The organism is Nonomuraea sp. NPDC050680, assembly GCF_040654555.1.
Taxonomy (GTDB): domain Bacteria; phylum Actinomycetota; class Actinomycetes; order Streptosporangiales; family Streptosporangiaceae; genus Nonomuraea.
This window is the reverse complement of sequence record NZ_JBFAIF010000003.1, coordinates 1-25,050: the sequence shown is the minus strand read 5'-3', so window position 1 is coordinate 25,050 and position 25,050 is coordinate 1. Positions and strand designations below refer to the sequence as shown.

25 protein-coding genes and 2 rRNA genes are annotated in these 25,050 nt (G+C 69.3%); 11 read left to right on the top strand and 16 right to left on the bottom strand.

Translation table 11 applies throughout. From position 1 onward, the window contains the following. Window positions 1-63 precede the first annotated feature (63 nt). Window positions 64-1,710, top strand: coding sequence for an acetolactate synthase (locus AB0H88_RS11290; protein ID WP_357643183.1), 1,647 nt, complete (start codon window positions 64-66; stop codon window positions 1,708-1,710). Window positions 1,711-1,799: 89 nt separating this feature from the next. On the opposite strand, the gene AB0H88_RS11285 is transcribed toward AB0H88_RS11290, so the two are convergent. After that, window positions 1,800-3,524 carry a protein kinase gene (locus tag AB0H88_RS11285; protein ID WP_357643182.1) on the bottom strand — a complete coding sequence of 575 codons (1,725 nt, stop codon included), beginning with the start codon at window positions 3,522-3,524 and terminating at the stop codon, window positions 1,800-1,802. Between the two features lie 257 nt (window positions 3,525-3,781). Between AB0H88_RS11285 and AB0H88_RS11280 the strand changes: the two genes are divergently transcribed. Next, window positions 3,782-4,162 carry a thioesterase family protein gene (locus AB0H88_RS11280; RefSeq protein WP_357643181.1) on the top strand — a complete coding sequence of 127 codons (381 nt, stop codon included), beginning with the start codon at window positions 3,782-3,784 and terminating at the stop codon, window positions 4,160-4,162. A 32-nt stretch (window positions 4,163-4,194) separates the two neighbouring features. On the opposite strand, the gene AB0H88_RS11275 is transcribed toward AB0H88_RS11280, so the two are convergent. The 7 genes from AB0H88_RS11275 to AB0H88_RS11245 form a co-directional block, all read right to left on the bottom strand. Further along, window positions 4,195-4,407 (bottom strand): biotin/lipoyl-binding carrier protein, encoded by a 213-nt coding sequence (locus tag AB0H88_RS11275; RefSeq protein ID WP_357643180.1) that lies wholly within the window; start codon window positions 4,405-4,407, stop codon window positions 4,195-4,197. A 39-nt stretch (window positions 4,408-4,446) separates the two neighbouring features. Then, entirely contained in the window at window positions 4,447-5,805 is a 1,359-nt protein-coding gene (locus AB0H88_RS11270; RefSeq protein ID WP_357643179.1) for a biotin carboxylase N-terminal domain-containing protein, read from the bottom strand. A gap of 353 nt (window positions 5,806-6,158) precedes the next feature. Next, a complete protein-coding gene (locus AB0H88_RS11265; RefSeq protein ID WP_357643178.1) occupies window positions 6,159-7,421 on the bottom strand; it encodes an HD domain-containing phosphohydrolase in 1,263 nt (420 codons plus the stop codon). Next, window positions 7,418-8,773 carry an HD-GYP domain-containing protein gene (locus AB0H88_RS11260; protein ID WP_357643177.1) on the bottom strand — a complete coding sequence of 452 codons (1,356 nt, stop codon included), beginning with the start codon at window positions 8,771-8,773 and terminating at the stop codon, window positions 7,418-7,420. The genes AB0H88_RS11265 and AB0H88_RS11260 overlap by 4 nt, the downstream gene beginning before the upstream one ends. Window positions 8,774-9,016: 243 nt before the next feature. Further along, entirely contained in the window at window positions 9,017-9,955 is a 939-nt protein-coding gene (locus AB0H88_RS11255; RefSeq protein WP_357643176.1) for an NAD-dependent epimerase/dehydratase family protein, read from the bottom strand. Window positions 9,956-9,964: 9 nt separating this feature from the next. Continuing rightward, on the bottom strand, window positions 9,965-10,231 hold the full coding sequence (gene rsrA / locus AB0H88_RS11250; protein WP_225301833.1) for a mycothiol system anti-sigma-R factor: 267 nt from the start codon (window positions 10,229-10,231) through the stop codon (window positions 9,965-9,967). Next, window positions 10,228-10,833, bottom strand: coding sequence for a sigma-70 family RNA polymerase sigma factor (locus AB0H88_RS11245; RefSeq protein ID WP_214640210.1), 606 nt, complete (start codon window positions 10,831-10,833; stop codon window positions 10,228-10,230). The genes rsrA and AB0H88_RS11245 overlap by 4 nt, the downstream gene beginning before the upstream one ends. 234 nt (window positions 10,834-11,067) lie before the next feature. Here AB0H88_RS11245 and AB0H88_RS11240 point away from each other — a divergent pair, with 234 nt between their 5' ends. After that, on the top strand, window positions 11,068-11,883 hold the full coding sequence (locus tag AB0H88_RS11240; RefSeq protein ID WP_357643175.1) for a methyltransferase domain-containing protein: 816 nt from the start codon (window positions 11,068-11,070) through the stop codon (window positions 11,881-11,883). 46 nt (window positions 11,884-11,929) lie between these two features. On the opposite strand, the gene AB0H88_RS11235 is transcribed toward AB0H88_RS11240, so the two are convergent. Together AB0H88_RS11235 and AB0H88_RS11230 are read right to left on the bottom strand one after the other, a co-directional pair. Further along, window positions 11,930-12,262 (bottom strand): TraR/DksA C4-type zinc finger protein, encoded by a 333-nt coding sequence (locus AB0H88_RS11235; RefSeq protein WP_357643174.1) that lies wholly within the window; start codon window positions 12,260-12,262, stop codon window positions 11,930-11,932. A 152-nt stretch (window positions 12,263-12,414) separates the two neighbouring features. Beyond that, window positions 12,415-13,161 (bottom strand): SOS response-associated peptidase, encoded by a 747-nt coding sequence (locus AB0H88_RS11230; RefSeq protein WP_357643173.1) that lies wholly within the window; start codon window positions 13,159-13,161, stop codon window positions 12,415-12,417. Between the two features lie 94 nt (window positions 13,162-13,255). Here AB0H88_RS11230 and aroA point away from each other — a divergent pair, with 94 nt between their 5' ends. The 3 genes from aroA (at window position 13,256) to hisN (ending at window position 16,699) form a co-directional block, all read left to right on the top strand. After that, window positions 13,256-14,557: a 3-phosphoshikimate 1-carboxyvinyltransferase gene (aroA, locus tag AB0H88_RS11225; protein WP_357643172.1), complete on the top strand. Its 1,302-nt coding sequence runs from the start codon at window positions 13,256-13,258 to the stop codon at window positions 14,555-14,557. A gap of 256 nt (window positions 14,558-14,813) precedes the next feature. Continuing rightward, entirely contained in the window at window positions 14,814-15,758 is a 945-nt protein-coding gene (rsgA, locus tag AB0H88_RS11220; RefSeq protein ID WP_357643171.1) for a ribosome small subunit-dependent GTPase A, read from the top strand. Between the two features lie 155 nt (window positions 15,759-15,913). Then, the gene (gene hisN / locus AB0H88_RS11215; protein WP_357643170.1) at window positions 15,914-16,699 is read left to right on the top strand and encodes a histidinol-phosphatase; all 786 of its coding nucleotides are present in this window, start codon (window positions 15,914-15,916) and stop codon (window positions 16,697-16,699) included. Between the two features lie 9 nt (window positions 16,700-16,708). On the opposite strand, the gene AB0H88_RS11210 is transcribed toward hisN, so the two are convergent. Together AB0H88_RS11210 and AB0H88_RS11205 are read right to left on the bottom strand one after the other, a co-directional pair. Next, entirely contained in the window at window positions 16,709-17,494 is a 786-nt protein-coding gene (locus AB0H88_RS11210; protein WP_357643169.1) for a fructosamine kinase family protein, read from the bottom strand. Beyond that, on the bottom strand, window positions 17,481-17,954 hold the full coding sequence (locus tag AB0H88_RS11205) for a low molecular weight protein-tyrosine-phosphatase (protein ID WP_357643168.1): 474 nt from the start codon (window positions 17,952-17,954) through the stop codon (window positions 17,481-17,483). The genes AB0H88_RS11210 and AB0H88_RS11205 overlap by 14 nt, the downstream gene beginning before the upstream one ends. Window positions 17,955-18,074: 120 nt before the next feature. Between AB0H88_RS11205 and pstS the strand changes: the two genes are divergently transcribed. From pstS to AB0H88_RS11180, 5 genes are read left to right on the top strand one after another with little or no spacing between them, the layout of a single operon-like run. After that, window positions 18,075-19,187, top strand: a complete 1,113-nt coding sequence (pstS, locus tag AB0H88_RS11200) for a phosphate ABC transporter substrate-binding protein PstS (RefSeq protein WP_357643167.1) — start codon at window positions 18,075-18,077, stop codon at window positions 19,185-19,187. A 6-nt stretch (window positions 19,188-19,193) separates the two neighbouring features. Next, entirely contained in the window at window positions 19,194-20,174 is a 981-nt protein-coding gene (pstC, locus tag AB0H88_RS11195) for a phosphate ABC transporter permease subunit PstC (RefSeq protein ID WP_357643166.1), read from the top strand. Beyond that, on the top strand, window positions 20,171-21,046 hold the full coding sequence (gene pstA / locus AB0H88_RS11190) for a phosphate ABC transporter permease PstA (RefSeq protein ID WP_357643165.1): 876 nt from the start codon (window positions 20,171-20,173) through the stop codon (window positions 21,044-21,046). The genes pstC and pstA overlap by 4 nt, the downstream gene beginning before the upstream one ends. Before the next feature lie 14 nt (window positions 21,047-21,060). Then, a complete protein-coding gene (gene pstB, locus AB0H88_RS11185) occupies window positions 21,061-21,837 on the top strand; it encodes a phosphate ABC transporter ATP-binding protein PstB (protein ID WP_357643164.1) in 777 nt (258 codons plus the stop codon). A 26-nt stretch (window positions 21,838-21,863) separates the two neighbouring features. Continuing rightward, a complete protein-coding gene (locus AB0H88_RS11180) occupies window positions 21,864-22,559 on the top strand; it encodes a response regulator transcription factor (RefSeq protein ID WP_357643163.1) in 696 nt (231 codons plus the stop codon). A 213-nt stretch (window positions 22,560-22,772) separates the two neighbouring features. Here AB0H88_RS11180 and AB0H88_RS11175 read toward each other — a convergent pair whose 3' ends face one another. The 4 genes from AB0H88_RS11175 to AB0H88_RS11160 form a co-directional block, all read right to left on the bottom strand. After that, window positions 22,773-23,666 (bottom strand): serine hydrolase, encoded by an 894-nt coding sequence (locus AB0H88_RS11175; RefSeq protein WP_357643162.1) that lies wholly within the window; start codon window positions 23,664-23,666, stop codon window positions 22,773-22,775. Window positions 23,667-24,155: 489 nt separating this feature from the next. Beyond that, entirely contained in the window at window positions 24,156-24,629 is a 474-nt protein-coding gene (locus AB0H88_RS11170; RefSeq protein ID WP_357644742.1) for an Imm7 family immunity protein, read from the bottom strand. 128 nt (window positions 24,630-24,757) lie between these two features. Next, window positions 24,758-24,874: ribosomal RNA gene (gene rrf, locus AB0H88_RS11165) — 5S ribosomal RNA — on the bottom strand. 85 nt (window positions 24,875-24,959) lie between these two features. Continuing rightward, window positions 24,960-25,050 (bottom strand): 23S ribosomal RNA (locus AB0H88_RS11160); the annotation flags it as partial.

Sequence of the window (25,050 nt, the reverse complement as noted above, 5' to 3'; positions counted from 1 at the left end):
GCTCCGTGAGGACGCGACCGTTGACATCTGTTTACTCTGATGGCTCGTTGGTAGGTTCCCGGCATGGAGTCTGCGAAGCACGCCGGTGACGCCGCCGTCGCCGTGTCCAAGGCCTATGGTGTCGAGACCATGTTCACTCTGTCGGGAGGGCACATCTTCCCGCTCTACGACGGCGCCGTGCACGAGGGCATGCGGATCCTCGACGTACGCCACGAGCAGAGCGCCGTGTTCGCCGCGGAGGCCACGGCCCGGCTGACCAGGAAACCCGGGCTGGCCGTCCTCACGGCGGGGCCCGGGATCACCAACGGGATCAGCGGCGTCGCGACCGCGCACTTCAACGGCTCCCCCGTGGTCGTCATGGGCGGGCGGGCCCCGCGCTCACGCTGGGGCAGCGGGGCCCTGCAGGAGATGGACCACCCGCCGCTGCTCGGGCCGATCACCAAGCTGTCGTTCACCGCGACCGGAGCCGACTCCATCGGCCAGGACGTCGAGTCGGCCTTCCGCACCGCCGTCGCGCCGCACCGCGGGCCGGTCTTCCTCGACTTCTACATGGACGACCTGTTCGCGCCATCGCCGGCGCACCTGGTCGAGACGCAGAGCCCGTCACCCCTTGAGCCCGACCCCGAGTCCCTGGCCACCATCGCCAGGCTGCTCACCGAGGCCGAGCGCCCGGTGCTGGTCTACGGGTCCGACGTGTGGATGGACCGGGCCGAGGAGGCCGCGCGCGACTTCGCCGAGAACTGGCGGCTGCCGGTCATCCCCAACGGCCAGGGCCGCGGCATCCTGCCCGCCGGTCACGAACTGCTCGTCACCCGCGCCCGCGGCCTCGCCTTCGCCAAAGCCGACCTGGTCATCGTGATCGGCACCCCGCTCGACTTCCGGCTCGGATACGGCTGGTTCGGCGGCAAGCAGGGCGCGCCGCCCGCCAAGGTCGTGCACATCGCCGACACGCCATCGCAGCTGGCCACGCACACCCAGCCGGCCGCCTCCGCCGCCGGCGACCTGTCCGTGGTGCTCTGGAGCCTCGGCACTGCCTGCGGCGACGCCGGCCTGAAGCCCACGGCCTACTCCGGCTGGGTGTCGCAGCTGTCGGAGGCCGCCACCGCGGCGATCGCCGACGACGCCGCCCTGCTCACGGCCGACTCCGACCCGATCCACCCCATGCGCATCTACGGCGAGCTGGGCAAGGTGCTCGACGACGACGCCGTGGTGATCGGCGACGGCGGCGACTTCGTCTCCTACGCGGGCAAGTACGTCGAGCCCAAGCAACCCGGCAACTGGCTCGACCCGGGCCCCTACGGCTGCCTCGGCACCGGCCTCGGCTACTCCATCGCGGCCCGGCTGGCCCGGCCGTCCTCGCAGGTGGTGCTGCTGCTGGGCGACGGCGCGGCCGGGTTCTCGCTCATGGACGTCGACTCCCTCGTACGGCACAACCTGCCGGTGGTCATGATCTGCGGCAACAACGGCATCTGGGGCCTGGAGAAGCACCCGATGCAGATGCTCTACGGCTACGACGTGGCCGCCGAGTTGCAGCCGCAGTGCCGTTACGACCAGGTGGTGACGGCGCTGGGCGGCGGCGGCGAGTTGGTCACCCGGCCGTCGGAGATCGGTCCCGCGCTGCGTCGCGCGTTCGACTCCGGCGTGCCGTACATGGTGAACATCGCCACCGACCCCCAGATCGCCTACCCCCGCACCACGACGGGGATCTGACCTAACCGGCCCCCTCAGACCGCCTCTCCCCGCATCACGGCGGGGATCTGACCTAACCGCCTCTCCCCGCACCACGGCGGGGATCTGAGTTACCTGGCCCCGAGTGGCGGCGTCGGGGTCGGGCTGGGTGACGGGCAGGGGCCGCCGTCGATGACGACGATCTTGACCGGCTTGGTCACCTCCAGCCACGTGCCGCCGTTGGGGAAGGTCTCGCCGATCCTGCCGCAGACGACGCCCTGCTCGGTGGTGGTCTGGTTGTCGATCCTGATGTTCTGGAAGCCCGCGGCCCGGATCCGCTGGGTCGCCTCCGCGTACGGCAACTCGACCACGGCGGGCACCTGCTTCTTCGTGACCGTCGTGCTCGGCTTCGGCGAGCTGCTGGGTGTCTTGGTCGGCGTCTTCTTGTCCGTCGGCTCCGGGGTCGGTGACTCCTTCTCCGTCTCCGTCGGCTCGGCGGCCGTCCTGGTGGGCATCGGCTCCTGCGTGGACGGCTTGGGCTTGGACGTGCGCTTGGTCGGCTTCAGCGACGGAGTGGTCTCGTCGGGGGTGGGAACAGAGTTCGCCATGTCCGACGAGCTGACGGTCGGCTGGGGTTCGAGCTGGCTCGACATGTTCGTCAGCGCGACGGCACCGGCGCCCGCCCCGAGGACGACCGCGGCCGCGATCCCGGCGATGAGGGCACCTCTGCGGGGTGCCTTGGCACCGGCGCGACGGGCGCCCTGCCGAGGCCCGGCCAACGTCTGCGCCTCAGACGTCCCAGCCTGATGGGACCCGGTCTGGTGCGGCCCGGCCTGGTAGGACCCCGTCTGGGACGGCCCACCGGCCTGGTAGGACCCCGTCTGATGGGGAGCACCCTGATAGGACCCCGTCTGGTAAGGACCCGCCTGGTGGGACCCGGTCGGGTGGGGACCCGACTGGCGGGACCCGGTCTGGTACGCCTCCATCGGCGCGGCCATGGTGGCCCCCGTCACCGGCGGTGCCGGCTCTGGAGGGGGCGTCTCGCCGGCCGCGATCTTGCGGGCCGTCTCACTCATCGCCCTGGCCGTCGGGTAACGGGCGAGCGGATCCTTGGACAGGGCGCGCTCCACGAGCGCGCGTGCGGGCGGGGGGATCTCGGCGGGCAGCGGCGGAGGCGCCTCGCGGATGTGCTTGAGCGCGATCGTGACCGCGCTCTCGCCGTCGAACGGCCGCTGCCCCACCAGGCATTCGTAGGCCACCACGCCCAGCGCGTAGATGTCCACCGCGGGCGTCACCGGCGCCCCCTCGGCCTGCTCGGGCGCGCAGTAGGCGGCGGTGCCGAGCACCATGCCCGCGTCGGTGAGCCGGCTGGCCACGTCGGAACGGGCGATGCCGAAGTCGGTCAGTACGAGCGTGCCGTCGCGCTGAACCAGCAGGTTGCCCGGCTTCACATCACGGTGCACGATCCCCTGTTGGTGCACCGCCTGCAGCGCCGAGGCAGCCTGCGCGATCAGCTCCATCGCGGGCTGGGGCGGGATCCGGCCCAGCCGCATCAGCAACTTGTCGAGCGGCTCCCCGTCGACGAACTTCATCACCAGATAGACGGTGTCCCCGCTCACACCGTAGTCGTAGACGTCGACGACACCCGGATGGTTGATCGTCGCCATCGCCCGGGCCTCGGCCTGGAAACGCGCGACGAACCCGGGATCATCCATGCGGCCGGGCAGCAGCACCTTGACCGCGACGGTGCGCGCCAGCACGATGTCCTCGCCCCGCCACACCTCGCCCATGCCACCGGCGCCGATGCGGGTGTCCAGGCGATAGCGCCCCGCCAGCGTCGTTCCTTGGGCTACCATGACTCCCCCGTTACCCCTTTACCTCTATAACCTCTCCCACCCCAAGGATCTCCAACAAAGCGAAGTTGTGTCGCGGTGAGGTAACACAGAGGTCACGGAACTTCGAGAGTGTACGACTCACGAGTCCCACATGCCACTTAAATGCCGTAAGCCCTACAAACCCTATCCTGCGGCCTTCTGACCGCACTTGTCCGCGTTTCCGGGAGATCAGGGCCCTTGACAGCGGGCCGCGGTGATGATCGCAGTACGCTGACGGTATGACGCTCGCTCCGGGTCTCCGCTCCCAGCTGCTCATCATGGTCGAGAGGTCCGACACCGCTGAGAAGATCGGCAGCGGCGACGTCCCGGTGCTCGCCACTCCGCGGCTGCTCGCGCTGGCCGAGGCGGCGACGGTCAAGGCGGTGCACTCGCATCTCACTCCTGGTGAGACGACCGTCGGCACCCGCGTCGAGCTGGAGCACCTGGCCCCGAGCCCGCTGGGCACGCACGTACAGATCACCGCCGAGCTCACCGAGGTCGACGGCCGGCGGCTGGTCTTCGGCTTCGAGGCCCGCGACAAGCAGAGCCTCGTCGGCCGGGGCACGATCGAGCGAGTGGTGGTCGATCGCGCCAAGTTCCTCGACCGCGCCACCCGCTGAGGTCTTCGGACCGGCGGCTATCGGACCGGCGGCTATTCGATGACGGCGATCAGGTCGCCTTCCTGGATCACGTCGCCCTCGCTGACCTTGAGCTGCGCGACGACGCCCTCGTCCTCGGCCAGGACGGGGATCTCCATCTTCATCGACTCGAGGATGACCAGCGTGTCGCCCTCGGAGACGGTGTCGCCCTCCTGGACGACGACCTTCCAGACATTCGCCACCATCTCCGCGCGTACCTCAGCCACCGCGACTCCCCTCTTCCAATGAGCTAACAATGTCATGCGCTATGCGCGCATCCGCCCGATCAAACCGGTGTCATAGTCGCCGCTGACGAACTCCGCGTTGTCCAGCAGTTCGGCGCAGAACGGCAAGTTGTTCTTGGGTCCTTCGACGACGAATCCCGCGACCGCCTCGCGACCGGCCCGCAGCGCCTCGGCCCGGGTCGCACCGAAGACGCAGAGCTTGGCCATGAGGGGATCGTAGAACGGCGTGACCGTGTTGCCCTCCTCGTAGCCGGAGTCCACCCGGACGCCCTCGCCGGCCGGCTCCCGCCAGGCGGAGATCTTGCCCGGTCCCGGGAAGAACCTCTTGGGATCCTCGGCGTACACGCGGAACTCGATGGCGTGGCCACCGGTCTCAGCCTTCACCTCGGGACTCTCGCCCGCGGCCACCCGGAGCTGCAACTCGACCAGGTCCAGCCCGGTGACCAGCTCGGTGACGGGGTGCTCCACCTGGAGCCTGGTGTTCATCTCCAGGAAGACGAAGTCCTGCTCGTCGGCGTCGACCAGGCACTCCACGGTGCCCGCGCCCAGGTAGCCGACGGCCTCGCCGGCCCGCACGGCGGCGGCGAGCATGCGCTCGCGCAGCTCGGGCGTGATGCCGGGTGACGGCGACTCCTCGACGACCTTCTGGTGGCGGCGCTGCACGGAGCAGTCGCGCTCGCCCAGGGCCATGACGGTGCCGTCGGGCAGGCCGAGGATCTGCACCTCGACGTGGCGCGCCCGCTCGATGTAGCGCTCCAGCAGAATGGCGGGCCCGTCGAGGACGTCACCCGCGGCGAACCTCGCCGCCGCCCGTGCGGCCTGCTCGAACGCCTTGGCCAGTTCTTCGTCGTCGTGGGCGACGCTCATCCCGATGCCGCCGCCCCCGCCCGCGGTCTTGACCATGACCGGGTAGCCGATCCGGCCCGCCGCCCGTAACGCCAGCTCCAGATCGGTGACGGGCTCCCGGGTGCCGGCCGCCACGGGCACACCCGCGTCCTCCATCAGGTTGCGGGCATTGATCTTGTCGCCCATCTGGTCGATGGACTCGGGAGCAGGGCCGATCCACACCATCCCGGCATCGATCACCGCTCTGGCGAACGCCGCGTTCTCCGCGAGAAACCCGTAGCCCGGATGAACCGCCCGCGCCCCGGTGGCCCGCGCCGCCTCCAGCACCTTCCCGGCATCGAGATAGCTCAACTGAGGGTTGGCCGGACCGATCAGCACGGCCTCGTCCGCCTCGCGCACGAACGGCAGATCCGCGTCGGCCTCGGAGTAGACGGCGATGGCCCGCAGCCCCAGCCGCCTGACCGTGCGGATGACCCGCCGGGCGATCTCCCCTCGATTGGCGACCAGAACGGCCCCGAGCGTCTCAGTAAGCACCCGCCCAATCTACGGCCGTCGGGCGTAAGGTCCCGTTCCCGCTAAACCACTGATCGCCGGGACTTCTTCTGTAGAAACCCCACAAACTCCATGTAAAGAATCCCTACAAACTCCATTTTTTACGGCAAAGCCGCCCCCACCGCCACCCACCGCACATGGCTGAGGACCTCCAGGAAAACGCCCGCTGACCCCGCACAGGGCCGGGCGCCGTTACGTGCGCATCCTTGACCGGTGGCGCGGCCAGGCGAGCCGGTGGCGTGACCGGATTCCCGGCCGGTGGCGGACCGTCACAGGGACCGAAACGGTCGTGTGACGAACCCCCCGGGGAACCATTGCCGTCACCGCCCCAGGGATTACAACTTGTGAACCGCCAGCCGGTCCACCACCCTGGTCATCGCTTCGATCGCCGCCGGATCATACGCAGTCCCCACCGCCAGCCGCAGCCGCTCCAGCGCCGCCCCCGCGCGATCCCGATCAGCCGACCCGCCGACCAGGTCATCGTAGGCGTTGGCCGCCTTGATGATCCGGCTGGACAGCGGTGGATCCTCGGCGATCTGGTCGCATTGGCGGCGTACCAGCTCGGCCACCCGGTCGAGCACCCCCGTCTGTTTGATCACCTCGGCTCCCAGCTCGGCGATGCGGCGGGCCTGCGTGGGATCGGCGAGCACCGTCGCGCCGCCCGGGATGGGGTCGCTCAGGGACAGCTGGCCGATGTCGTGCATGAGGGCGGCGTACTCGAGCTCCAGCAGCTCCGGCTCCGCCATGCCCAGCTCGCGGCCGACCGCCACGGCCAGGCGGCTCACCCGGCGCGAGTGACCGGGCTCGACGTAGCCGCCGACCTCCGTGACCCGGGACAGGGCCCGTACGGTCTGCAGGTAGGTGGCGCGGATCCCGGCGTACTTGCGGAAGGCCACCTGAGTGACCAGCAGCGGAGCGGCGAAGACCAGCAGCGCCACCAGGTCCATGCTGTGGGTGGCCAGCGCGAGCAGCACGCCGGACGCGGCCACGGCGGCGCCCAGCGGGAAGGCCATGTTGAGCTCGTCGCGTACGGCCACCTTGAAGGCGGCGCGCACCTGCTCGGCCCTGAGCAGGGCCGCGATCAGGACGTCGATCAGCAGGGTGAGCGTGATGAGCGTGACCATGACGCCGAGCGCGGGCCACCACGTCGGCGGGTCCTGCCGGGTGAGCTGGAAGAGCGGGTCGGCCAGCGGCCGGAAGGCGAAGGCGAGCAGCGCGCCGGTCAGCAAGCGGCGCGCCATGGCGTCGAGGCGCGGCGGGCGGCCGACCGCCAGGTGCGGCAGCGCGCCGGCGATCATGCCGACCGCGATCACGGCCACCACCTGGAGCGCCGTGTGGCGCAGCGGGTTGTCGCTGAGGTCGAGCAGCAGCGTGTAGCCGAGCGCGGCGGCGGCGCCGATGGGCGCGACCTCCCTGTTGCCCGGCATGGTGAGCCTGGCCAGCTCGCCGACCGCGATCAGCGCGCCGAAGCCGATCGCGATCTCGGGCCGGTCGAGCCCCACGGCGGAGGTGTGCGCGACACCGGCCACCGCGACCAGCCCCGCCCCGCAGATGAGCAGCAGCTGCCCGGAGTCCAGGCCTTGGAAGGCACGCCTCAAGGCCCGCTCACCACTTCGATCGGCCTGGTCGGGTCGTCATGGTCCTTGATCGGGGTCTCGGTCGCCTCTGGCGGCGGCGACTCGACGCGGCGGGGCGGCTGCCATGGCTCGCGTTCGAGCGCTCTGGCGAAGGCCGCCACCATGACCGGGTCGAACTGGCGGCCCGCGTTCTTGCGCAGCTCTTCGACGGCCACCTCGACCGAGCGGGCGTGACGGTAGGAGCGGTCGGACGTCATCGAGTCGAACGCGTCGGCCACCGCGATGATCCGGGCGAACTCCGGGATCTCGTCGGCCGCGAGCCCCATCGGGTAGCCCTTGCCGTCATGGCGTTCGTGGTGGTGCATGATCCCCGCGTAGGCCTCGTCGAGGAAGTCGATCCCCCGGACGATCTCCAGCCCGCGCATCGGGTGGAGCTGGATCGCGGCGAACTCATCCTCGGTCAGCGGCCCCTCCTTCTGCAGCACCTTGGTCGGCACGCCGAGCTTGCCCACGTCGTGCAGCATGCCCGCGTAACGGATGGCGCGTAGCCGCTCCAGGCCCATGCCGATCTCCTGGGCGATCATCGAGGAGGCCAGCGAGACGCGGGTGCAGTGGCCCCGCGTGTAGTAGTCCTTCGTCTCGACCGCCTGGCACAGCGCGGCGATCGTGGCGTCGTACGAGCGTTGCTGCGCGTGATACTGACCGAACGCCCAGCGGGCGACGAACAGCGGCAGCAGCACCAGCACCGCCGAGATCGACTGCACCGTCGCCCAGAGCCCGGCCACCAGCAGGCCGAACGTGCCGTAACCCAGGTAGGACAGCAGGAACTGGACCATGCCCCGCAGCGGCACCTCCATGGCCCGCACCCGGGTCGCCAGCCGGATCATGGTCAGCGTGAGCACGATGTTGAGCGGCACGAACACGCCCGTGGCCGCGGCGTAGGGGCCGATGAGGTCGTCGAAGGCGTTGACCCCCGGCACGCCGGAGGCGCCGCCCAGCCCCTGGTAGATCCAGCCGGCCGCGTAGCCGCAGATCGCGAACTGCGCCCCGTTGAACAGCCGCTTGATCAACGGCAGTCCCGGACGCACGCTGAAGACCGCCGTGAACCCCACCAGAGCGGCCCCTTCCGGACCGATCAGGACCACGGCGGCCAGAGCAGCCGAGAAGCTCACGGACACCGCGAACTGCTCCACGTTCAGCAACGTCGGCATCGACTCGCAGACCAGGAACAGCAGCGCGAGCACCAGCAGGATGCCCAGATCGCCGGGTGCCACCAGGCGCCCGGAAGTGATCACGCTATGTCCGAGGAGGATGGTCGCCGCGCCGATGACGGCGATGAGATAGACCTTCGCAGGCCACGGCAGATCACGCATTGCGGCCCCCAAGGGTGCTCAGGTCCAGGACACCCCGTGAGGCAGGGCCCCGCCCGCACTCATCAGCAGTGTCATCACAGGGGTGATCAGCACCGCGGCCGCGATCAGCCGGACGATCATAGCCTTCAGCATGTGCTCGCCTCCACGTCGACTCGTTGGGCCGACTCCTGGGGGTCACGCTACAGAAGGCCCGGTCTGTGCAGGGCCAGAGTCGAGAATCGCAAGCAAAGCGTAATCAATCCACTACCTTGGGCGACGGGCGGCCCACGCGACCGTGTTCTTCAGCCCGGTCGCCAGGTCGGTGCGCGGCTGCCAGCCGAGCCCCTCGTAGGCGGGCACCGGGTCGACCGCCATGGCCGGCAGGTCACCCACCCGCGGCGGCGCGAACCCCGGCTTGTCCTGCGCGTCGGCCGCGTCGGCGATCAGCGCGTGCAGCCTGCGGTCGGTGGTCTGGATGCCGGTGCCGAGGTTGAACCTGCGCCCGTCGCCGTCGGCTCCGCAGGCCCGGACGAAGCCGTCGACCACGTCCTCGACGTAGATGTAGTCACGGGTCTGCGTGCCGTCGCCGTAGAGCACCGTGGGCGTGCCGCTGAGCAGGCCGTCGGTGAAGATGGCCACCACTCCGGCCTCGCCCTCGGGCGACTGGCGCGGGCCGTAGACGTTGGACAGCACGAGCGTGGTGTATTCGATGCCGTAGAGCGCCCTGAACGTGGCGAGGTAGGTCTCGCCGCTCAGCTTGGAGGCGGCGTACGGCGAGCGCGGGTCGGTGGCGGCGTCACCGGGCACCGGGATCGTGGCGGGCCGGCCGTAGACCGCGACGGAGGAGGCGAAGACCACCTTGCGGGTGCTGGCCTCCTGAGCGGCGCTCAGGACCGACGCGGTGCCCTGGACGTTCACGCTGGCGTCGTGGACCGGGTCGGTGACGCTCTTACGCACGCTGATCTGCGCGGCGAGATGGCAGATGACCTCGGGTCGCAGCTCGGCGGCCAGCTCGATCATGGACGGATCGCGCACGTCGATCTCGTGGAGGCGGAAGCGGCCGTGCGTGGCCGCGTCGGCCAGATTCTCCCGGCGGCCGGAGGAGAAGTCGTCGACGACCGCGACGTCATGCCCATCCGCCAGCAGGCGATCGACGAGATTCGACCCGATGAACCCGGCACCCCCGGTGACAAGCACGCGCATGGGAGAATCCTAGTCGGACAGCTCCGACCTCACCTGCGCGATGCGGGCCAGCACTTTGGAGCGCAGGTCGCCGGGGACCGGGTCACAGCCGCAGTGTTTGGCCACGAGCGCCTTGATCGCCTTGTCGAGGTCATACTCCTTCAGGCACGGGCTGCACTCTTCGAGGTGCACGCGGATATCGACCACGTCGCCCTCGGTCAGCTCACCGTCGAGATAGGAGTAGACCTTGTCCAGCACTTCCCGACAGTCAGTGTCATGCGGGTTGCCACAGCTCATTTCGATCCCTCCGCCGGGACCAGGCCGCGCTCGCGGGCGTAGTCCTCGAGAAGTCCGCGGAGCTGCCTGCGACCGCGGTGCAGCCTGGACATCACGGTGCCGATCGGGGTCCCCATGATGTCGGCGATCTCCTTGTACGGGAAGCCCTCGACGTCGGCCAGGTAGACCGCGATCCGGAACTCCTCGGGCAGGACCGCCAGGGCCTGCTTGATATCACCGTCGGGCAGATGCTCGAGCGCCTCGACCTCGGCCGACTTCAGGCCGCTCGACGTGTGCGACTCAGCGCGGGCGAGCTGCCAGTCCTCGATCTCCTCGGTGCCCGACTGCTTGGGCTCGCGCTGCTTCTTGCGATAGCTGTTGATGAAGGTGTTCGTCAGGATCCGGTAGAGCCATGCCTTGAGGTTCGTACCTTCCTGGAACTGGTGGAACGAGGCGAACGCCTTGGCGAAGGTCTCCTGAAGCAGGTCCTCCGCGTCCGCTGGGTTCCGGGTCATCCGGAGCGCCGCGGAGTAGAGCTGCTCGAGGTAAGGCATGGCTTCGCGCTCGAACCGCTCACTTCGCTGTTCCAGAGTCTCCGCGCCTGTCGCGGGCACCGGACCCACCCCCCTAAGATCACCGGTGGCCGGCTGTTGCGGTACACCGTACTCAGGGGAGAATACCCGCTCGTCACGGACCGGTCCGTCACTGGGGAGGGGTTCGAGCAATGTGAGCATGCACGTCGCAACACGCCCGCGCCCTCGTCTGTTCCCGCAAGATAGAAGGTGACGAACGACCCGGTGCGGGGAAAACCATACGTACCGGCTGGTAGCCATTTTCCCGGAACCCAGGAGTCGCGTGTGCTGCCCATTCCGGCCGAGGAACTGAACGGCTCAGGGACGCTCGGGCCGTACTGGACCTTCTACCGCGCCGTTGTCGCCGAGCAGCTGACCCGGTGGCTCCCCGCCCAACCCTCCGTCGTACTCGACCTGTCAGGGGGCCGCGGACGCTGGTCCGGGCAGGCCGCCGGAGCCGGGCACCGGGTGATCGAGCTGCTCGACTTCCGCCGCGCCACCTCGATGTCGCAGACCTCTCCGTCGCAGAACTCTCCGTCGCAGAACTCTCCATCGCTGAACGCTCCCTTGCCACCCGACCCGGAGGCGCGGCTGCGCGACGCCGGGCGCGTCCGCCACGTACGCGCCGACGACCTGGCCTTCCTCCCCGACGAGAGCGTGGACGCGGTCGTCGCCGAGGAACGCGCGATGTCGATCGAGCTCATGGCCGAGTCGGCGATGAGCGACGTGTTCCGGGTGCTGCGGCCCGGCGGCCGGGCGCTGATCTGCGTCGACTCCCTGGTACTGGGCATGGCGATCCTCGCCGAGCAGGAGCAGTGGCAGCACCTGCGGCAGACGGGCGAGGTCATGCTGGTGCCGTGGCCCGACGGCAGCATCACCCGCTGCTTCAGCAGCGCGCAGCTGCGCGAGCTGCTGACCGGCGCCGGTCTGGAGGTGGAATGGGTACGCCCGCGCACCGTGCTGTCGCCCTCCACCGTCGACCACGTGCTGGGCTCCGACGCCAGGTCGCTGGCCTGGCTGGTCCGCACCGAGCTCGACGCGCACCCTGACGACGACGACACGGTCGGCATCCACCTCGTGGCCAGCGTCCGCAAGACCTAGCCCGCCGCCGCCGGCAGTACTGCCGACGGCGACGTTGGCAGTACTGCTAACGGCGGCGTTCCTGCCTGCCCTGGCACTCCACGCACCGCGCGGCATCCGGACGGGCCTCCAACCGGCCCTCCGGCACGGGCTTGCCGCAGTCGACGCACCTGCCGTACGTGCCTTCGTCCACGCGCTTGAGCGCCTCGATCACGGACCTGCGCTGCGCGGTGGCCACGGTGAGCATGGCCTGGGCGCGGTCGGCGTCGGTCAGGTCGGACCCCGCGTCGGCCGCGGAGTGATCGCGGATCGCGACGGGGTCACCCTGCAGCACCCCGATCGATCGGTCCAGGTCCGCGAGCATCTTCTCCAGCTGCTTACGAGCGGTCGCGTCGTCCACGGATCCGCACCTCCGGGTAAAGGGGGGCAAGCCGCAGCGGGACTCCCCGGAAGTCCTACCCGGCGCGTTGGGGGCATGTGTGGCGGTGACTCCGGGTGAACGGATGCATCGCTTTCCCCAGCGAATGCCCGCTTAGCGTGGCTCTTACACCTTTAGCGGAGAGCGGTTTCCTCCTCTGGCGGCAGGGGTTTGATGAGGTCCGGGCCGTTGTTCCGAACATTGTTGACATCTGTGGAAACAGCCACCGCCGTCAGCCGCCCGCTGTCGGCCGGCACCAGCAGCCCCGAAGCCTGCTCGGGGTCGGTGAGCTTGGGGTCGAGCCACTCCGCCCAACGCTCCCGCTCGATCATCATCGGCATCCTGTCGTGGATGCGACCCAGGTCGTCCTCGGCGTCGGTGGTGATGACCGTGCAGGTCACCAGCCACTTGAGTGGATCGTCGTCGTCGCGCGACTTGTCCTTCCAGAACTCGTACAGGCCGGCCATCGCCAGCACGCCGCCATCCTCCGGGTGGATGAAGTAGGGCTGTTTCTTCTTCTTGTCGCCCTCGACCGGCATCCACTCGAAGTAGCCGTCGGCCGGCAGCAGGCACCTGCGCTTGGCGAACGCCTGGCGGTAGGACGGCTTCTCGGCCACCGTCTCGATCCTCGCGTTGATCATCCGTGAGCCCACCGACGGGTCCTTCGCCCAGGCCGGCACCAGCCCCCACTTGACGATCCGCATCTGCCGCACGGCCCGCTCGGCGTCCTTCGGGACCCGGCTGAGGACGGCGTAGACGTTCTTGGTGGGCGCGACGTTGTAGTCGGCCCCGAGCTCCTTGTCGGGGTCACCGTCGAGCTCGACCTGGAACTCCTCCAGCAGCTCGTGCTTCTTGCGCGCCGACGCGTATCTCCCGCACATGTCCCCACACTGCCATGTACGGCCCGCGCCCGCATGCGCGGCCGTCCGAGCCGTCGGCAGCCGTGAAGTTCACCCGCGCCGGTATTCTTTGACCATGCCCGCACCGCACTGGCCCGCACCCACCGCGACCGCTCCTGTGGCCGCCTCGATCCGCCTGCCCGGCTCCAAGTCCGTGACCAACCGCGCACTGCTCCTCGCCGCGCTGGCCGACGGCCCCGGCATGGTGCGCCAGGCACTGCGCAGCCGTGACGCCGACCTCATGGTGGCGGCGCTGCGAGCCCTGGGCGCCACCCTGACGCCGGCGCACGAGACCACGGCTGCCGTCGACTGGCAGGTGACCCCCGGCCCGATCCGTGGCGGCACGAGCATCGACGCGGGCCTGGCGGGCACCGTCATGCGCTTCGTGCCGCCGATGGCCGCACTGGCCGACGGCCCGGTCGCCTTCGACGGCGACCCGCACGCCCGCAAGCGCCCCATGGGCCCCATCCTCGACGCTCTGCGCGCGCTCGGCGCCCGCGTCGACAACGACGCCCTGCCCTTCACCGTCCACGGCCCGCCGGCGGGCGGCGAGGTCACGCTCGACGCGTCGGGCTCGTCGCAGTTCGTCTCGGGGCTGCTGCTCACGGCGGCGCGCTTCGAGAAGGGCGTCACGATCCGCCATGTCGGCCCGCCCGTGCCCTCGCAGCCGCACATCGAGATGACGATCCAGATGCTCAGGGCGGCCGGGGTGACGGTCGACGACGGCGAACGCGACATCTGGCGGGTCGAGCCGGGACCGATCGCGGCCAGGGACGTGGCCGTCGAGCCCGACCTGTCCAACGCGGCGCCCTTCCTGGGCGCGGCTCTGGTCACGGGCGGCACGGTCACCATCCCCGGCTGGCCCCACACGACCACGCAGCCGGGCGACGCCCTGCGCTACCTGCTCACCTCGATGGGCGCCACGGTCCGGCTCTCCCCGGCGGCACACGAGGCGGCAGGTGACGCCGGCTCCCTGACCGTGACCGGCACCGGGCGGATCGAGGGCATCGACGCCGACCTGCGCGAGGTGGGCGAGCTGACGCCGACGATCGCCGCGCTGGCCACACTGGCGAGCTCGCCGTCCCGGATCCGGGGCGTGGCGCACCTGCGCGGCCACGAGACCGATCGCCTGGCCGCCCTGGTCACCGAAATCACCCGGCTGGGCGGCGACGCGGAGGAGACCGACGACGGCCTGCTCATCCGCCCCCGCCCGCTGCACGGCGGCGTCTTCCGCAGCTACGACGACCACCGCATGGCCACGGCCGGGGCGGTCATCGGGCTGGCGGTCCCGGGCATCGAGGTGGAGAACATCGCGACGACGGCCAAGACGCTCCCGGAGTTCGTCCAGATGTGGACGACCATGCTGGACGAGCGATGACCACCCGCCCGACGCGGATGCTCATGCGGGCGGCCATGCCGGTCGGCATGGTGGGATGGACACGCGGGCACGATCCCCTGGGCACCCCGCCCGGTGGGGCAACATGTGGACAGCACCGCCACGGTGGACGGGCGGCGCACGGCGACATGGGGGTAGACCGCTGAGAAAGCGGGAGTACGACGAGGACGACGTACGGGTCAGGCCGAGCAAGAGCTCACGGCCGCGGACCCGGATCCGCCCTGCGCATGAGGATGCCGTGGAGGGGTTCGTGGTCGCCGTCGACCGCGGCCGCTACACCACGCTGGTCGAGCCCGAACGCGCCAAGGGATCGGCCCAGAAGCGCAAGCAGCCGGAGCGCCTCCTGGTGACCGCCATGAAGGCGCGCGAGCTCGGCCGCAAGGGCATCGTCGTCGGCGACCGGGTGGCCCTCGTGGGCGACGTCTCGGGCCGTCCCGACGCCCTGGCCAGGGTCGTACGCGTCGAGCCGCGCACGTCGATGCTGCGCCGTTCGGCCGACGACGTCGAGGACACCGACGGCATCGAACGCCCCGTGGTGGCCAACGCCGACCAGCTCGTCATCGTGACCGCGCTCGCCGACCCGCCGCCCCGGCCGCGCATGATCGACCGGATCCTGGTGGCCGCCTTCGACGCCGAGATCGAAACACTCCTCTGCCTCACCAAGTCGGACCTGGGAGCGCCCGACGAGCTGGTGGCGATGTACGAGCCGCTCGGGGTCTCGCACGTCGTCGTCCACAAGGGCGGCTCGCTGGACCGGCTCCGCGACCACCTCACCGGCCGCCTCAGCGTCATGGTCGGCCACTCGGGCGTCGGCAAGTCGACCCTGGTCAACGCCCTCGTCCCGGCCGCCAACCGTGCGGTCTCCCAGGTCAACGCCGTCACCGGCCGCGGCCGCCACACCTCGACCTCCGCCGTGGCCCTCGAGCTCCCGGAGGGCGGCTGGATCATCGACACCCCCGGCGTACGCAGCTTCGGCCTGGCCCACGTGTCGGTCGAGACCGTCCTCGCCTCCTTCCCGGACCTCATCGAAGGCACGGTCAACTGCCCCAAGGGATGCACCCACCTGGACGCCGACTGCGCGCTGGGCCCCTGGGTGGCGGCCGGGCACGCCGAGCCGGCCCGCCTGGAGTCCCTGCGCCGCCTCCTGTCCAGCCGGGAGGGCACTCCGGACGACGGCGCCTGAGACGCCGGCATCACCGATTCACCCCAGAAGGGCCGCACCCGCAGCGGACGGGACCTATCCGAAGAATCAGCCATCCGTCCACGGACGGGACTTACCAGAAATGCGGGGCCGCTCGACTGATGTTCGGGAGGTAAGTCACGGTAGCGTGGCTCATCGTGACGGGTTATAACGATGATCTACGTCTGGCGCATGTCATGGCGGACCACGCCGATGACCTGACCATGCGAAGGTTCAAGGCGGTCGATCTCAAGGTCGAGACCAAGCCGGACCTCACGCCGGTCAGCGATGCCGATCGTGCCGTCGAGGAGGCCATTCGCGGCACCCTCCGGCGGGCCCGGCCGCGTGACGCGGTCGTGGGCGAGGAGTTCGGCAGGACGGGCTGGGGTGCCAGGTCCTGGATCATCGACCCGATCGACGGCACCAAGAACTACGTACGCGGCGTGCCCGTGTGGGCGACGCTGATCTCGCTGATGGAGTACGGCGAGGTCAAGGTGGGCCTGGTGTCCGCCCCAGCCCTGGGCAAGCGCTGGTGGGCGGCCACCGAGGGCGGCGCCTGGACCGGCAAGAGCCTGACCAAGGCGACCCGGATGCGGGTCTCGTCGGTGTCCGATCTGGAGAACGCGTCGTTCTCCTACTCCAGCTTCGGCGGCTGGGAGAAGATGGGCCGGCTGGACAACTTCCTCGATCTCGGCCGGGCCTGCTGGCGCACCAGGGCCTATGGCGATTTCTGGTCGCACATGATGGTCGCGGAGGGCTCGGTGGAGGTGTCCGCGGAGCCGGAGTTGTCGCCGTGGGACATGGCGGCCCTCACTGTGATCGTCGAGGAGGCCGGTGGCAGGTGGACGGACCTCGCGGGCGTCCCCGGGCTGGAGGGCGGCAGCCTGGTCTGCACCAACGGCCTCCTGCACGACGAGGTCCTCAGACGCCTGAACGGCTCATAGAACACAGGGTCATAGGGCCAGCACCCGTGCCACGGCAGCCAGCAAGCTGTCGCGATATGTCCCCCCAAAGAGCACCACGTGGACGAGCAGCGGATGCAGTTGATGCAGCGGCACCCGCTCCCGCCACCCGTCCGCGAGCGGCGTCTCCTCCTGGTAGGCCCCCAGGATCCGATCCAGATAGGGCGCCCCGAACAACGCCAGCATCGCCAGGTCCGTCTCCCGATGCCCGCCGTGCGCCGCCGGGTCGATGAGCACCCCGCGCCCGTCCGACCAGAGCACGTTCCCGCTCCACAGGTCACCGTGGATGCGCGCCGGCGGCTCCGGCGGCCCCGCCACCTCGCCGAAGCGCGACACGGCCCGCTCGATGAGCGCCACGTCCCGCTCGGGCAGCCGCGCCTGCCGTACGAAGGGCAGCACCCGGCGAGTGGCGTAGAAGGCCGGCCAGTCGTCGGCGGGCGAGTTGTCCATCGGCAGGTCGGCGATGAAGCCCGGCCAGGGCGCGCCGAAGGCGGGCGCGCCGGCGCGGTGCAGCCGCGCGAGATCGCGCCCGAACCGCTCGGCGGCCGCCGCCGTCGGCGCGGAGGTGTCCACCCACGAGAGAACGAGCCGATCCCGGGAGACCTCGATCACCTCCGGCACGGCGATGGCCGCACCCAGCCACCGCAGCCCTTCGGCCTCGGAGGTGAACACCGGAGAAACGGCTCCGGTCTTGGCGAACACCACGCGCCCGTCGTCGAGCACGCCCCGCTGCAGCCGCCACCCATGGGAGGCGCCCAGGTCCTCAGTCGATCTCATCGGCGATGTGCTTCGCTACACCCTCGGAAGCGGCCTCGACCAGCCGCAACACCTCTACGAAACCGTCGGCCTCGCCGTAGTAGGGGTCGGGCACCTCGGCGCCGTCCGGCGCGTCGGGGTCGAACGAGCGGAACAGCCGCACCTCCACGCCCTCAGGGGCCATCCGCCGCAGGAACGACAGGTTGTCCCGGTCCATGGCCAGCACCAGCTCGTAGCGGTCGAACCAGCCGGAAGTGAACTGCCTGGCCCGGTGCGCGGAGCCGTCATAGCCGTGGTCGGCCAGCGTCCGCAGAGCCCGCGCGTCCATGGGATCCCCGGCGTGCCAGGCGCCGGTGCCGGCGCTGTCGACGGCCACCCGTTCATCGAGTCCGTGGTCGGCCAGTGTCCTCCTGAGCACGGTCTCCGCCATAGGTGAACGGCAGATGTTCCCCATGCACACCAGGCATACGCGATAGGTCATACCTCCCATCATGAGGGTGACCAGGCCCGTTCACCGTCCGTTCACCCGTGGTGGGGGGATTGAGTCACCTTGGCTGCATAACTTCGTAGCGACTAAGGACCAAGTGGGAGGAACCCAACCGTGAAGTATGCAGGCCGGCTCGCCGCCGCCGCCGTCGTCGGCGCGCTCTCGCTCGCTGCGTGCGGCACAGACAACAACAGCGGCGCCGACGCCACCGCGTCCGCCGGTGCCACCACCGCCGCGGGTAACGACAACGGTCTGAGCGGCACGATCAACGCCGCCGGATCCTCGGCCCAGGCCAACGCGATCGACCAGTGGAAGAAGGACTTCCAGAGCAAGAACCCCGGGGCCAGCCTGAACTACCAGCCCAGCGGTTCCGGCGCGGGCGTCCAGGCCTTCATCCAGGGTACGGTCGCCTTCGCGGGTTCCGACTCGGCCCTCAAGGACGACAAGGGCGAGCCCGCCCAGGCCGACGCCCGGTGCAAGACCGGCAAGGCCATCAACATCCCGATGGTGACCGGCCCGATCGCGGTCGTCTACAACCTCCCGGGCGTCGACGGGCTGCAGCTCTCCCCCAAGACCCTCGGCGGCATCTTCAGCAGCAAGATCACCAAGTGGGACGACGCGGCCGTCAAGGCCGACAACCCGCAGGCCAAGCTGCCTTCGACGCCGATCCAGGCCTTCCACCGGGCTGACGAGTCCGGCACCAGCGACAACTTCACCAAGTTCCTCAAGGCCACGGCCGAGTGGCCGTACGAGCCCGCCAAGGCGTGGCCCGCCGAGGCCAAGGGCCAGGGCGCCAAGGGCTCCGACGGCATCGCCTCCTCGGTGAAGGGCGCCGAGGGCGCGATCAGCTACGTCGAGCTGTCGTTCGCCGAGAACTCCCAGCTCCAGAAGGCCAAGGTCGCCAACGGCGCGGGCGAGTTCGTCGAGCTGAACGCCGACAGCGCCGCCAAGACGATCGAGACCGCGGAGATCAAGGGCACGGGCAACGACCTGAAGCTCGGCATCGACTACGCCACCAAGACCGCGGGCGCGTACCCGATCGTCCTGGTGACGTACGAGATCACCTGCGAGAAGGGCCTGCCCGCCGACCAGTCGAAGCTGGTCAAGTCCTTCCTCACCTACACCGCCAGCGACGAGGGCCAGGCCGCGCTGAAGGACCTCGGTTACGCCCCTCTCTCGGGCGATCTGCTGACCAAGGTCCGCACCGCCGTCGAGGCGATCTCCTAACAGCCGATGACGACCAACGTTCGTACCCGTGACGGCGGATCGGCCACGAGCCGGTCCGCCTCGCGGCGCAGCCATGGTGAAGGGCCCTTCCGTTACGCCGCCACCGGCGCGGGCGTCATCCTGCTGGGGATCATGGCGGCCATCGCCGTCTTCCTCATCAGCGAGGCGATCCCCGCCCTGCAGGCGAACAAGGGTCACTTCTTCTCCGAGCTGGTCTGGGACCCGAACGGCAGCCAGGTCTTCGGCATCGCCGCCCTGGCGTTCGGCACCGTGCTCAGCTCGGCCCTCGCGCTCGTCATCGCGACTCCCATCGCGGTCGGCGTGGCGCTGTTCATCTCCCACTACGCGCCCCGCCGCCTGGCCGGGCCGCTCGGCTACCTGATCGACCTGCTCGCGGCCGTCCCCAGCGTGGTGTACGGCCTGTGGGGCGTGGTCTTCCTGGTGCCGCTGCTCAAGACGCCGTCGCAATGGCTGAATGAGAACCTGGGCTGGTTCCCGCTCTTCGCCGGCGAGGGCGCCATCGGCGGCAAGACCATGATCGCGGGAGCCATCGTCCTGGCGATCATGATCCTGCCGATCATCGCGGCCATCTCCCGCGAGGTCTTCCTCCAGGCTCCCAAGATGAACGAGGAGGCGGCGCTCGCGCTCGGCGCCACCCGCTGGGAGATGATCAGGATGGCCGTGCTGCCGTTCGGCCGTCCGGGCGTCATCAGCGCCTCGATGCTCGGCCTCGGCCGGGCGATGGGCGAGACCATCGCGGTCGCGCTGATCTTCCCCGCCACCTTCGACATCAGCTTCGAGATCCTCACCCCACACGCCAACAGCATCGCGGCGAACATCGCCAACGGCTTCGGTGAGGCCACCCCGATCGGCAGAGGCGCACTGATCGCCTCCGGCCTGGTGCTGTTCGTCATCACACTGCTCGTCAACATAGCGGCCCGCATGATCATCAACCGCCGCAAGGAGTACGCGAGGGCCGCCGCATGACCGCGATCCAGCACATCTCGACCAGCCGCCGCATCAAGGACCGCGTCGTCCAGGGGCTGGTCTACCTGGCGTTCGCCCTGGCCGTGGTGCCGCTCGTGTCCGTGCTCTGGCTGGTGATCAAGAACGGTCTCGGGCGCTTCGACCTGGACTTCCTCACGCACTCGATGCGCAACATCGGCGCCCGCGACGCGGGCGGCGGTGCCTACCACGCCATCATCGGCACGCTGGAACAGGTCCTGCTCGCCTCGATCATCTCCGTCCCCATCGGGCTGCTGACCGCGATCTACCTGGTCGAGTACGGCAACGGCGGCCGGCTGAGCCGGTACATCAGCTTCTTCGTGGACGTCATGACCGGCGTCCCTTCTGTCGTCGCCGGCCTGTTCATCCTGGCGTTCTGGGTCCTGTTCCTGGGCCAGCCGTTCTCCGGGTTCGCCGGAGCGCTGGCACTGTCGATCCTGATGATGCCGACCGTGGTCAGATCGGCCGAGGAGATGCTCCGCCTGGTCCCGAACGACCTGCGCGAAGCCTCGTACGCGCTGGGTGTGGCCAAGTGGCGCACGATCATGAAGGTCGTCCTGCCGACCGCGCTGACCGGCATCATCACCGGCGTCATGCTGGCCGTGGCCAGAGTCGCCGGCGAGACCGCGCCGCTGCTGCTCACCGTCTTCTTCACCGACTCCATCAACAACGACCCGTTCAGCGGGCCGCAGATGGGGCTCCCCCTGTTCGTCTTCGACCAGGCGGCGCGTCCCAACGACACCGCCGTGGATCGAGCCTGGACCGGAGCCCTCACGCTCATCCTGATCGTCATGCTGCTCAACCTGGTGGCGCGCCTGATCGCCCGGTGGCGCGCGCCCGCCAGAGGCCGATAAGGGGTAAAGCCACTATGTCCAAGCAGATCCAGGTATCCGGTCTCGACGCCTACTACGGAGCCCACAAGGCCATCGAGGACGTCTCGATGACCATCGAGCCGCGCTCGATCACCGCGTTCATCGGCCCCTCCGGCTGCGGCAAGTCGACGTTCCTGCGCACGCTCAACCGCATGCACGAGGTCATCCCCGGCGCGCGCGTGGAGGGCAAGGTGCTGCTCGACGGCGAGGACCTGTACGCCTCCAGCGTCGAGCCGGTCTCGGTGCGCCGGATGATCGGCATGGTCTTCCAGCGCCCCAACCCGTTCCCCACGATGTCGATCTACGAGAACGTGGCCGCCGGGCTCCGGCTCAACGGCCGCGTCTCCAAGTCGGAGATGGACGGCGTCGTCGAGACGTCGCTGAAGGGCGCCAACCTCTGGAACGAGGTCAAGGACCGCCTCAACAAGCCCGGCGCGGGCCTGTCGGGCGGCCAGCAGCAGCGACTCTGCATCGCCCGGGCCATCGCGGTCCAGCCGCAGGTGCTGCTGATGGACGAGCCCTGCTCCGCGCTCGACCCGATCTCCACGCTGGCCATCGAGGACCTGATGGCCAAGCTCAAGGACGACTACACGATCGTGATCGTCACCCACAACATGCAGCAGGCCGCCCGGGTCAGCGACCGGACCGCCTTCTTCAACCTCGCCGAGCAGGGCAAGCCCGGCAAGGTCGTCGAGATGGACGAGACCTCCCGCATGTTCACCAATCCCACCGAGAAGGCGACCGAGGACTACATCACCGGGCGCTTCGGCTGATGATCCACCCGCAGGCGGCATCCAGTGTGAACGGGGACACGAGGACGAAGCCCATCCTGCTCATCGCGGACCCGGACAACGGGGTTGTGGAGGACGTGGCCACCGCCCTCGAACGCGAGGGCGTGTCGGTCACCGGCGTCCCCGACGGCGCCCAGGGCCTGATCCAGGCCGGGGCGCTGCAGCCTGACGTGGTACTCGTGTCGGCCACGCTGCCGGTCATCGGCGCCGTCGACTTCGTTCGGGCGGTACGGCTCTCGCGGGCCGTACCCGTTCTGCTCGGCGTCGGCGAGGGGCACGCCGAGCAGGCCGTACAGGCGCTCGCCGCCGGTGCCGTCGCCTGCGTGGCCAGGCCGTACCGGGTGCCGGAGTTACTGCCGTTCATCCACGCGGCCTCCCCCGAGGGCCGCGAGGTGCTGGTCGTGGGCGGCGTCGAACTCGACGCCCAGGCCTACCAAGTACGGGTGGACGGGCGGATCGTGCACCTGCCGCTGCGCGAGTTCGAGCTGCTGCAGTACCTGATGCGCAACGCGAATCGCACGGTCACGCGCGAGCAGATCATGCGGCATGTGTGGCACACGGTGTCCAGCACCTCGACGAACACGATCGCGGTGCACGTCAAGCGACTGCGTGCCCGGCTGGGCGACGACGAGGACGCGCTGATCCAGACGGTCCGCGGCGTGGGCTACCGCCTGGTCGCCCCCGCCCCTTCCGGCTCTGTGTGACCCTGCTCAGCCCCGTGTACTCTGCGCGGCCCTGTGTGACCCTGTGCAGCCGTTCCGCTCTGTGTGGCTATATCCCCCCGTTTAACCCCGTTCAGCCCGTGGGACGCCTCCTCCGGCCCCGCGTCACCCCGTTCGGCCAGGCGTGGCACGACCGGCTCTGTGTCACCCCGTTCGGTCAGGCGTGGCACGACCGGCTCTGTGTCACCCGTACGGTCAGGCGTGGCACGACCGGAAAGATTTCATGATCCGCTCGGCCACGCCCTGCACGGTCGCGATGCCCTGGCCGGTGTCGGCGTTGTTCTCGGCCAGTACGGCCAGCGCGTAGTCATGGCCATGGCCGCGGATGAGGCCGACGCTGACGATGGCCCAGCGCTTGGTGGACACGCGCTTCAGCCAGCCGTTCTTCAGGGCGACACGGTCACCCTTGCACTTGGCGGCGCTCACGCCCCAGTTCTGGCCGTCGATCACTTTGCCCATCAGCCTGAGCACCTGCGCACGGTCCTTGGCCCGGAGCGGGCTCTTGGCCGACACGAGGGCCTTCATCAGCCGCACCTGGTCTTCGGCCGAGGTGCTGGTGATGCCCCAGCAGTACAGGTCGACACAGTCACCCGGAACCCCCTGAGTGTGGCGGAGCCCGAACTTCTTGCCCGCCTTCGTGAACCCGACGGCCCCGCCGATGCGCAACCAGAGTCGGTCAGCGGCGTGGTTGTCGCTGTAGCGGATCATGAGGTCGGCGTCGCGCCGGGTGGCCTTCGAGAGCTTGTGCCAGGAGGTCTTGAGGAGGAGCGCCATGAGGATCTGCACTTTGGCGGTACTCGCGGTGATCAGTCGTTCGTTGCGGTGGTAACGGTAGAGGCGCCCGGTGGTGAGATCTTCGACCATGGCCGTGACGGGCCCCGGACGTCCGGCCAGGTAGCGATCGAGCCGTTTGGTGATCTTCTTGGCCACGATCGGCGGATCCGGCTTGGGCTTCTTACGATGCTTCACCAGCGCGGGGACTTCGGCCAACGCCTGCTGCTGGAGCAGGATCGGGGCTCGCTGGTGGAAGGCGGCGGAGCGCTGGACCGACTCTCGCTGGGGCACCGGCCAGACGGCCAAGAGCAGCAAGAGGAGCCCCACTAAGGCCACACGGGGAAACCCCCCGACGCCTCTGCCCGCCACCATTCGTGAATTATCACGAATGGTACTGATGTGACGCTAGTGGCCAGTGGTGCCCAGATTGACGATCGAGTCGACATCACGGACGCCCCATTCGACAAGCCCTGCAGCGCCGCCTCGCCCTGCAGCGCCGCCTCGCGCTGTGGGGCCGCCTCGCGCTGTGGGGCCGCCTCGCGCTGTGGGGCGGCGCCGGCGAGCCGGCGGAGCGCGGCGTACAGACCTCGTGCCCCTACCGGCTGTACTCGGCCACGGAGATCGGCGTCCCGTGTCGTCCCCAAGAGCCCCGACCACGCGCAGACATTCACCACGATCTCGCTGTCCGTCCAAGTCCTGTATCGGCATCGAGCTCCTACGGACGGACCGATAGGCCAGGTCAAGGGCCAGGCCAGGAGTCCGGTTCGGGTCAGCCCAGGGGTCCGATCAGGAGTGTGGTTCGGGTCAGGTGTCCGGTTCGGGGTCTTGAAGGGTCGGGACCGTGGGAGAGAGCAAGGTGTCGTCGTGCTCACTCAGCCGGCCGCGGACGAGCCGGTAGACGCGGAACTCGTTCGGGTGAGCGCCTTCGTCGTCCCAGAGGTGGAGCAGCCCGTAGGAGCCGGGCGCGATCTGGCCGATCCGCTGGAACAGCGCAAGGATGATGTCGCTCCAGCCGCCGTTGTGGTTGGGCTGACCGGCCACGTGCAGGGATGGGATGCCGTTCAGCCAGCGCAGGTCGATCAGGCCGTAATCGGGGAACTGCGCCAGATGGGCGCGAATCTCCTCCACCTGCCGCTCCAGCAGGCCGTCATCGTCGGCCGCCCGCCGCTCCAGGAGGTCGGCGTAGCCGTCCTCTCCATGAGGCTGTCGCAGCGAGGTCGTCCACTCTTCGTCGACGCGGGCCGTCTGTCGGATGGTGACCCACCCGTGGTACTCCATCACGCCATCCCCTCTCGCCTTCGCCGTGACTCCAGCAACCCCTCATGCGGGCCGAGCTCTCAAGACCCCGTAACGCAGAAAAGGGCCCCACGCGTATGCGTGGAGCCCAATCCCGACAATCAAAGATTGTCCGGCGGTGACCTACTCTCCCACACCCTCCCGAGTGCAGTACCATCGGCGCAGGGAAGCTTAACTTCCGGGTTCGGAATGTAACCGGGTGTTTCCTTCCCGCCATAACCGCCGTAACCCTATGAAACTATCAAACACAACCAATAAACAATCGTGTTTGCTGTTTCAGAATCGCATAGTGGACGCGAGCAAGAATGCTTTGTGGTCAAGTCCTCGGCCTATTAGTACCGGTCAGCTCCACACGTTACCGTGCTTCCACCTCCGGCCTATCAACCCGGTCGTCTACCGGGAG

Bases quoted from the DNA above. Each gene is read 5' to 3' on its own strand.
- AB0H88_RS11290 (WP_357643183.1), top strand. From the start codon at position 64: ATGGAGTCTGCGAAGCACGCCGGTGACGCCGCCGTCGCCGTGTCCAAG.
- AB0H88_RS11285 (WP_357643182.1), bottom strand. From the start codon at position 3,524: ATGGTAGCCCAAGGAACGACGCTGGCGGGGCGCTATCGCCTGGACACC.
- AB0H88_RS11280 (WP_357643181.1), top strand. From the start codon at position 3,782: ATGACGCTCGCTCCGGGTCTCCGCTCCCAGCTGCTCATCATGGTCGAG.
- AB0H88_RS11260 (WP_357643177.1), bottom strand. From the start codon at position 8,773: ATGCGTGATCTGCCGTGGCCTGCGAAGGTCTATCTCATCGCCGTCATC.
- AB0H88_RS11255 (WP_357643176.1), bottom strand. From the start codon at position 9,955: ATGCGCGTGCTTGTCACCGGGGGTGCCGGGTTCATCGGGTCGAATCTC.
- rsrA (WP_225301833.1), bottom strand. From the start codon at position 10,231: ATGAGCTGTGGCAACCCGCATGACACTGACTGTCGGGAAGTGCTGGAC.
- AB0H88_RS11230 (WP_357643173.1), bottom strand. From the start codon at position 13,161: ATGTGCGGGAGATACGCGTCGGCGCGCAAGAAGCACGAGCTGCTGGAG.
- aroA (WP_357643172.1), top strand. From the start codon at position 13,256: ATGCCCGCACCGCACTGGCCCGCACCCACCGCGACCGCTCCTGTGGCC.
- AB0H88_RS11210 (WP_357643169.1), bottom strand. From the start codon at position 17,494: ATGAGATCGACTGAGGACCTGGGCGCCTCCCATGGGTGGCGGCTGCAG.
- AB0H88_RS11205 (WP_357643168.1), bottom strand. From the start codon at position 17,954: ATGACCTATCGCGTATGCCTGGTGTGCATGGGGAACATCTGCCGTTCA.
- pstC (WP_357643166.1), top strand. From the start codon at position 19,194: ATGACGACCAACGTTCGTACCCGTGACGGCGGATCGGCCACGAGCCGG.
- pstA (WP_357643165.1), top strand. From the start codon at position 20,171: ATGACCGCGATCCAGCACATCTCGACCAGCCGCCGCATCAAGGACCGC.
- pstB (WP_357643164.1), top strand. From the start codon at position 21,061: ATGTCCAAGCAGATCCAGGTATCCGGTCTCGACGCCTACTACGGAGCC.
- AB0H88_RS11170 (WP_357644742.1), bottom strand. From the start codon at position 24,629: ATGGAGTACCACGGGTGGGTCACCATCCGACAGACGGCCCGCGTCGAC.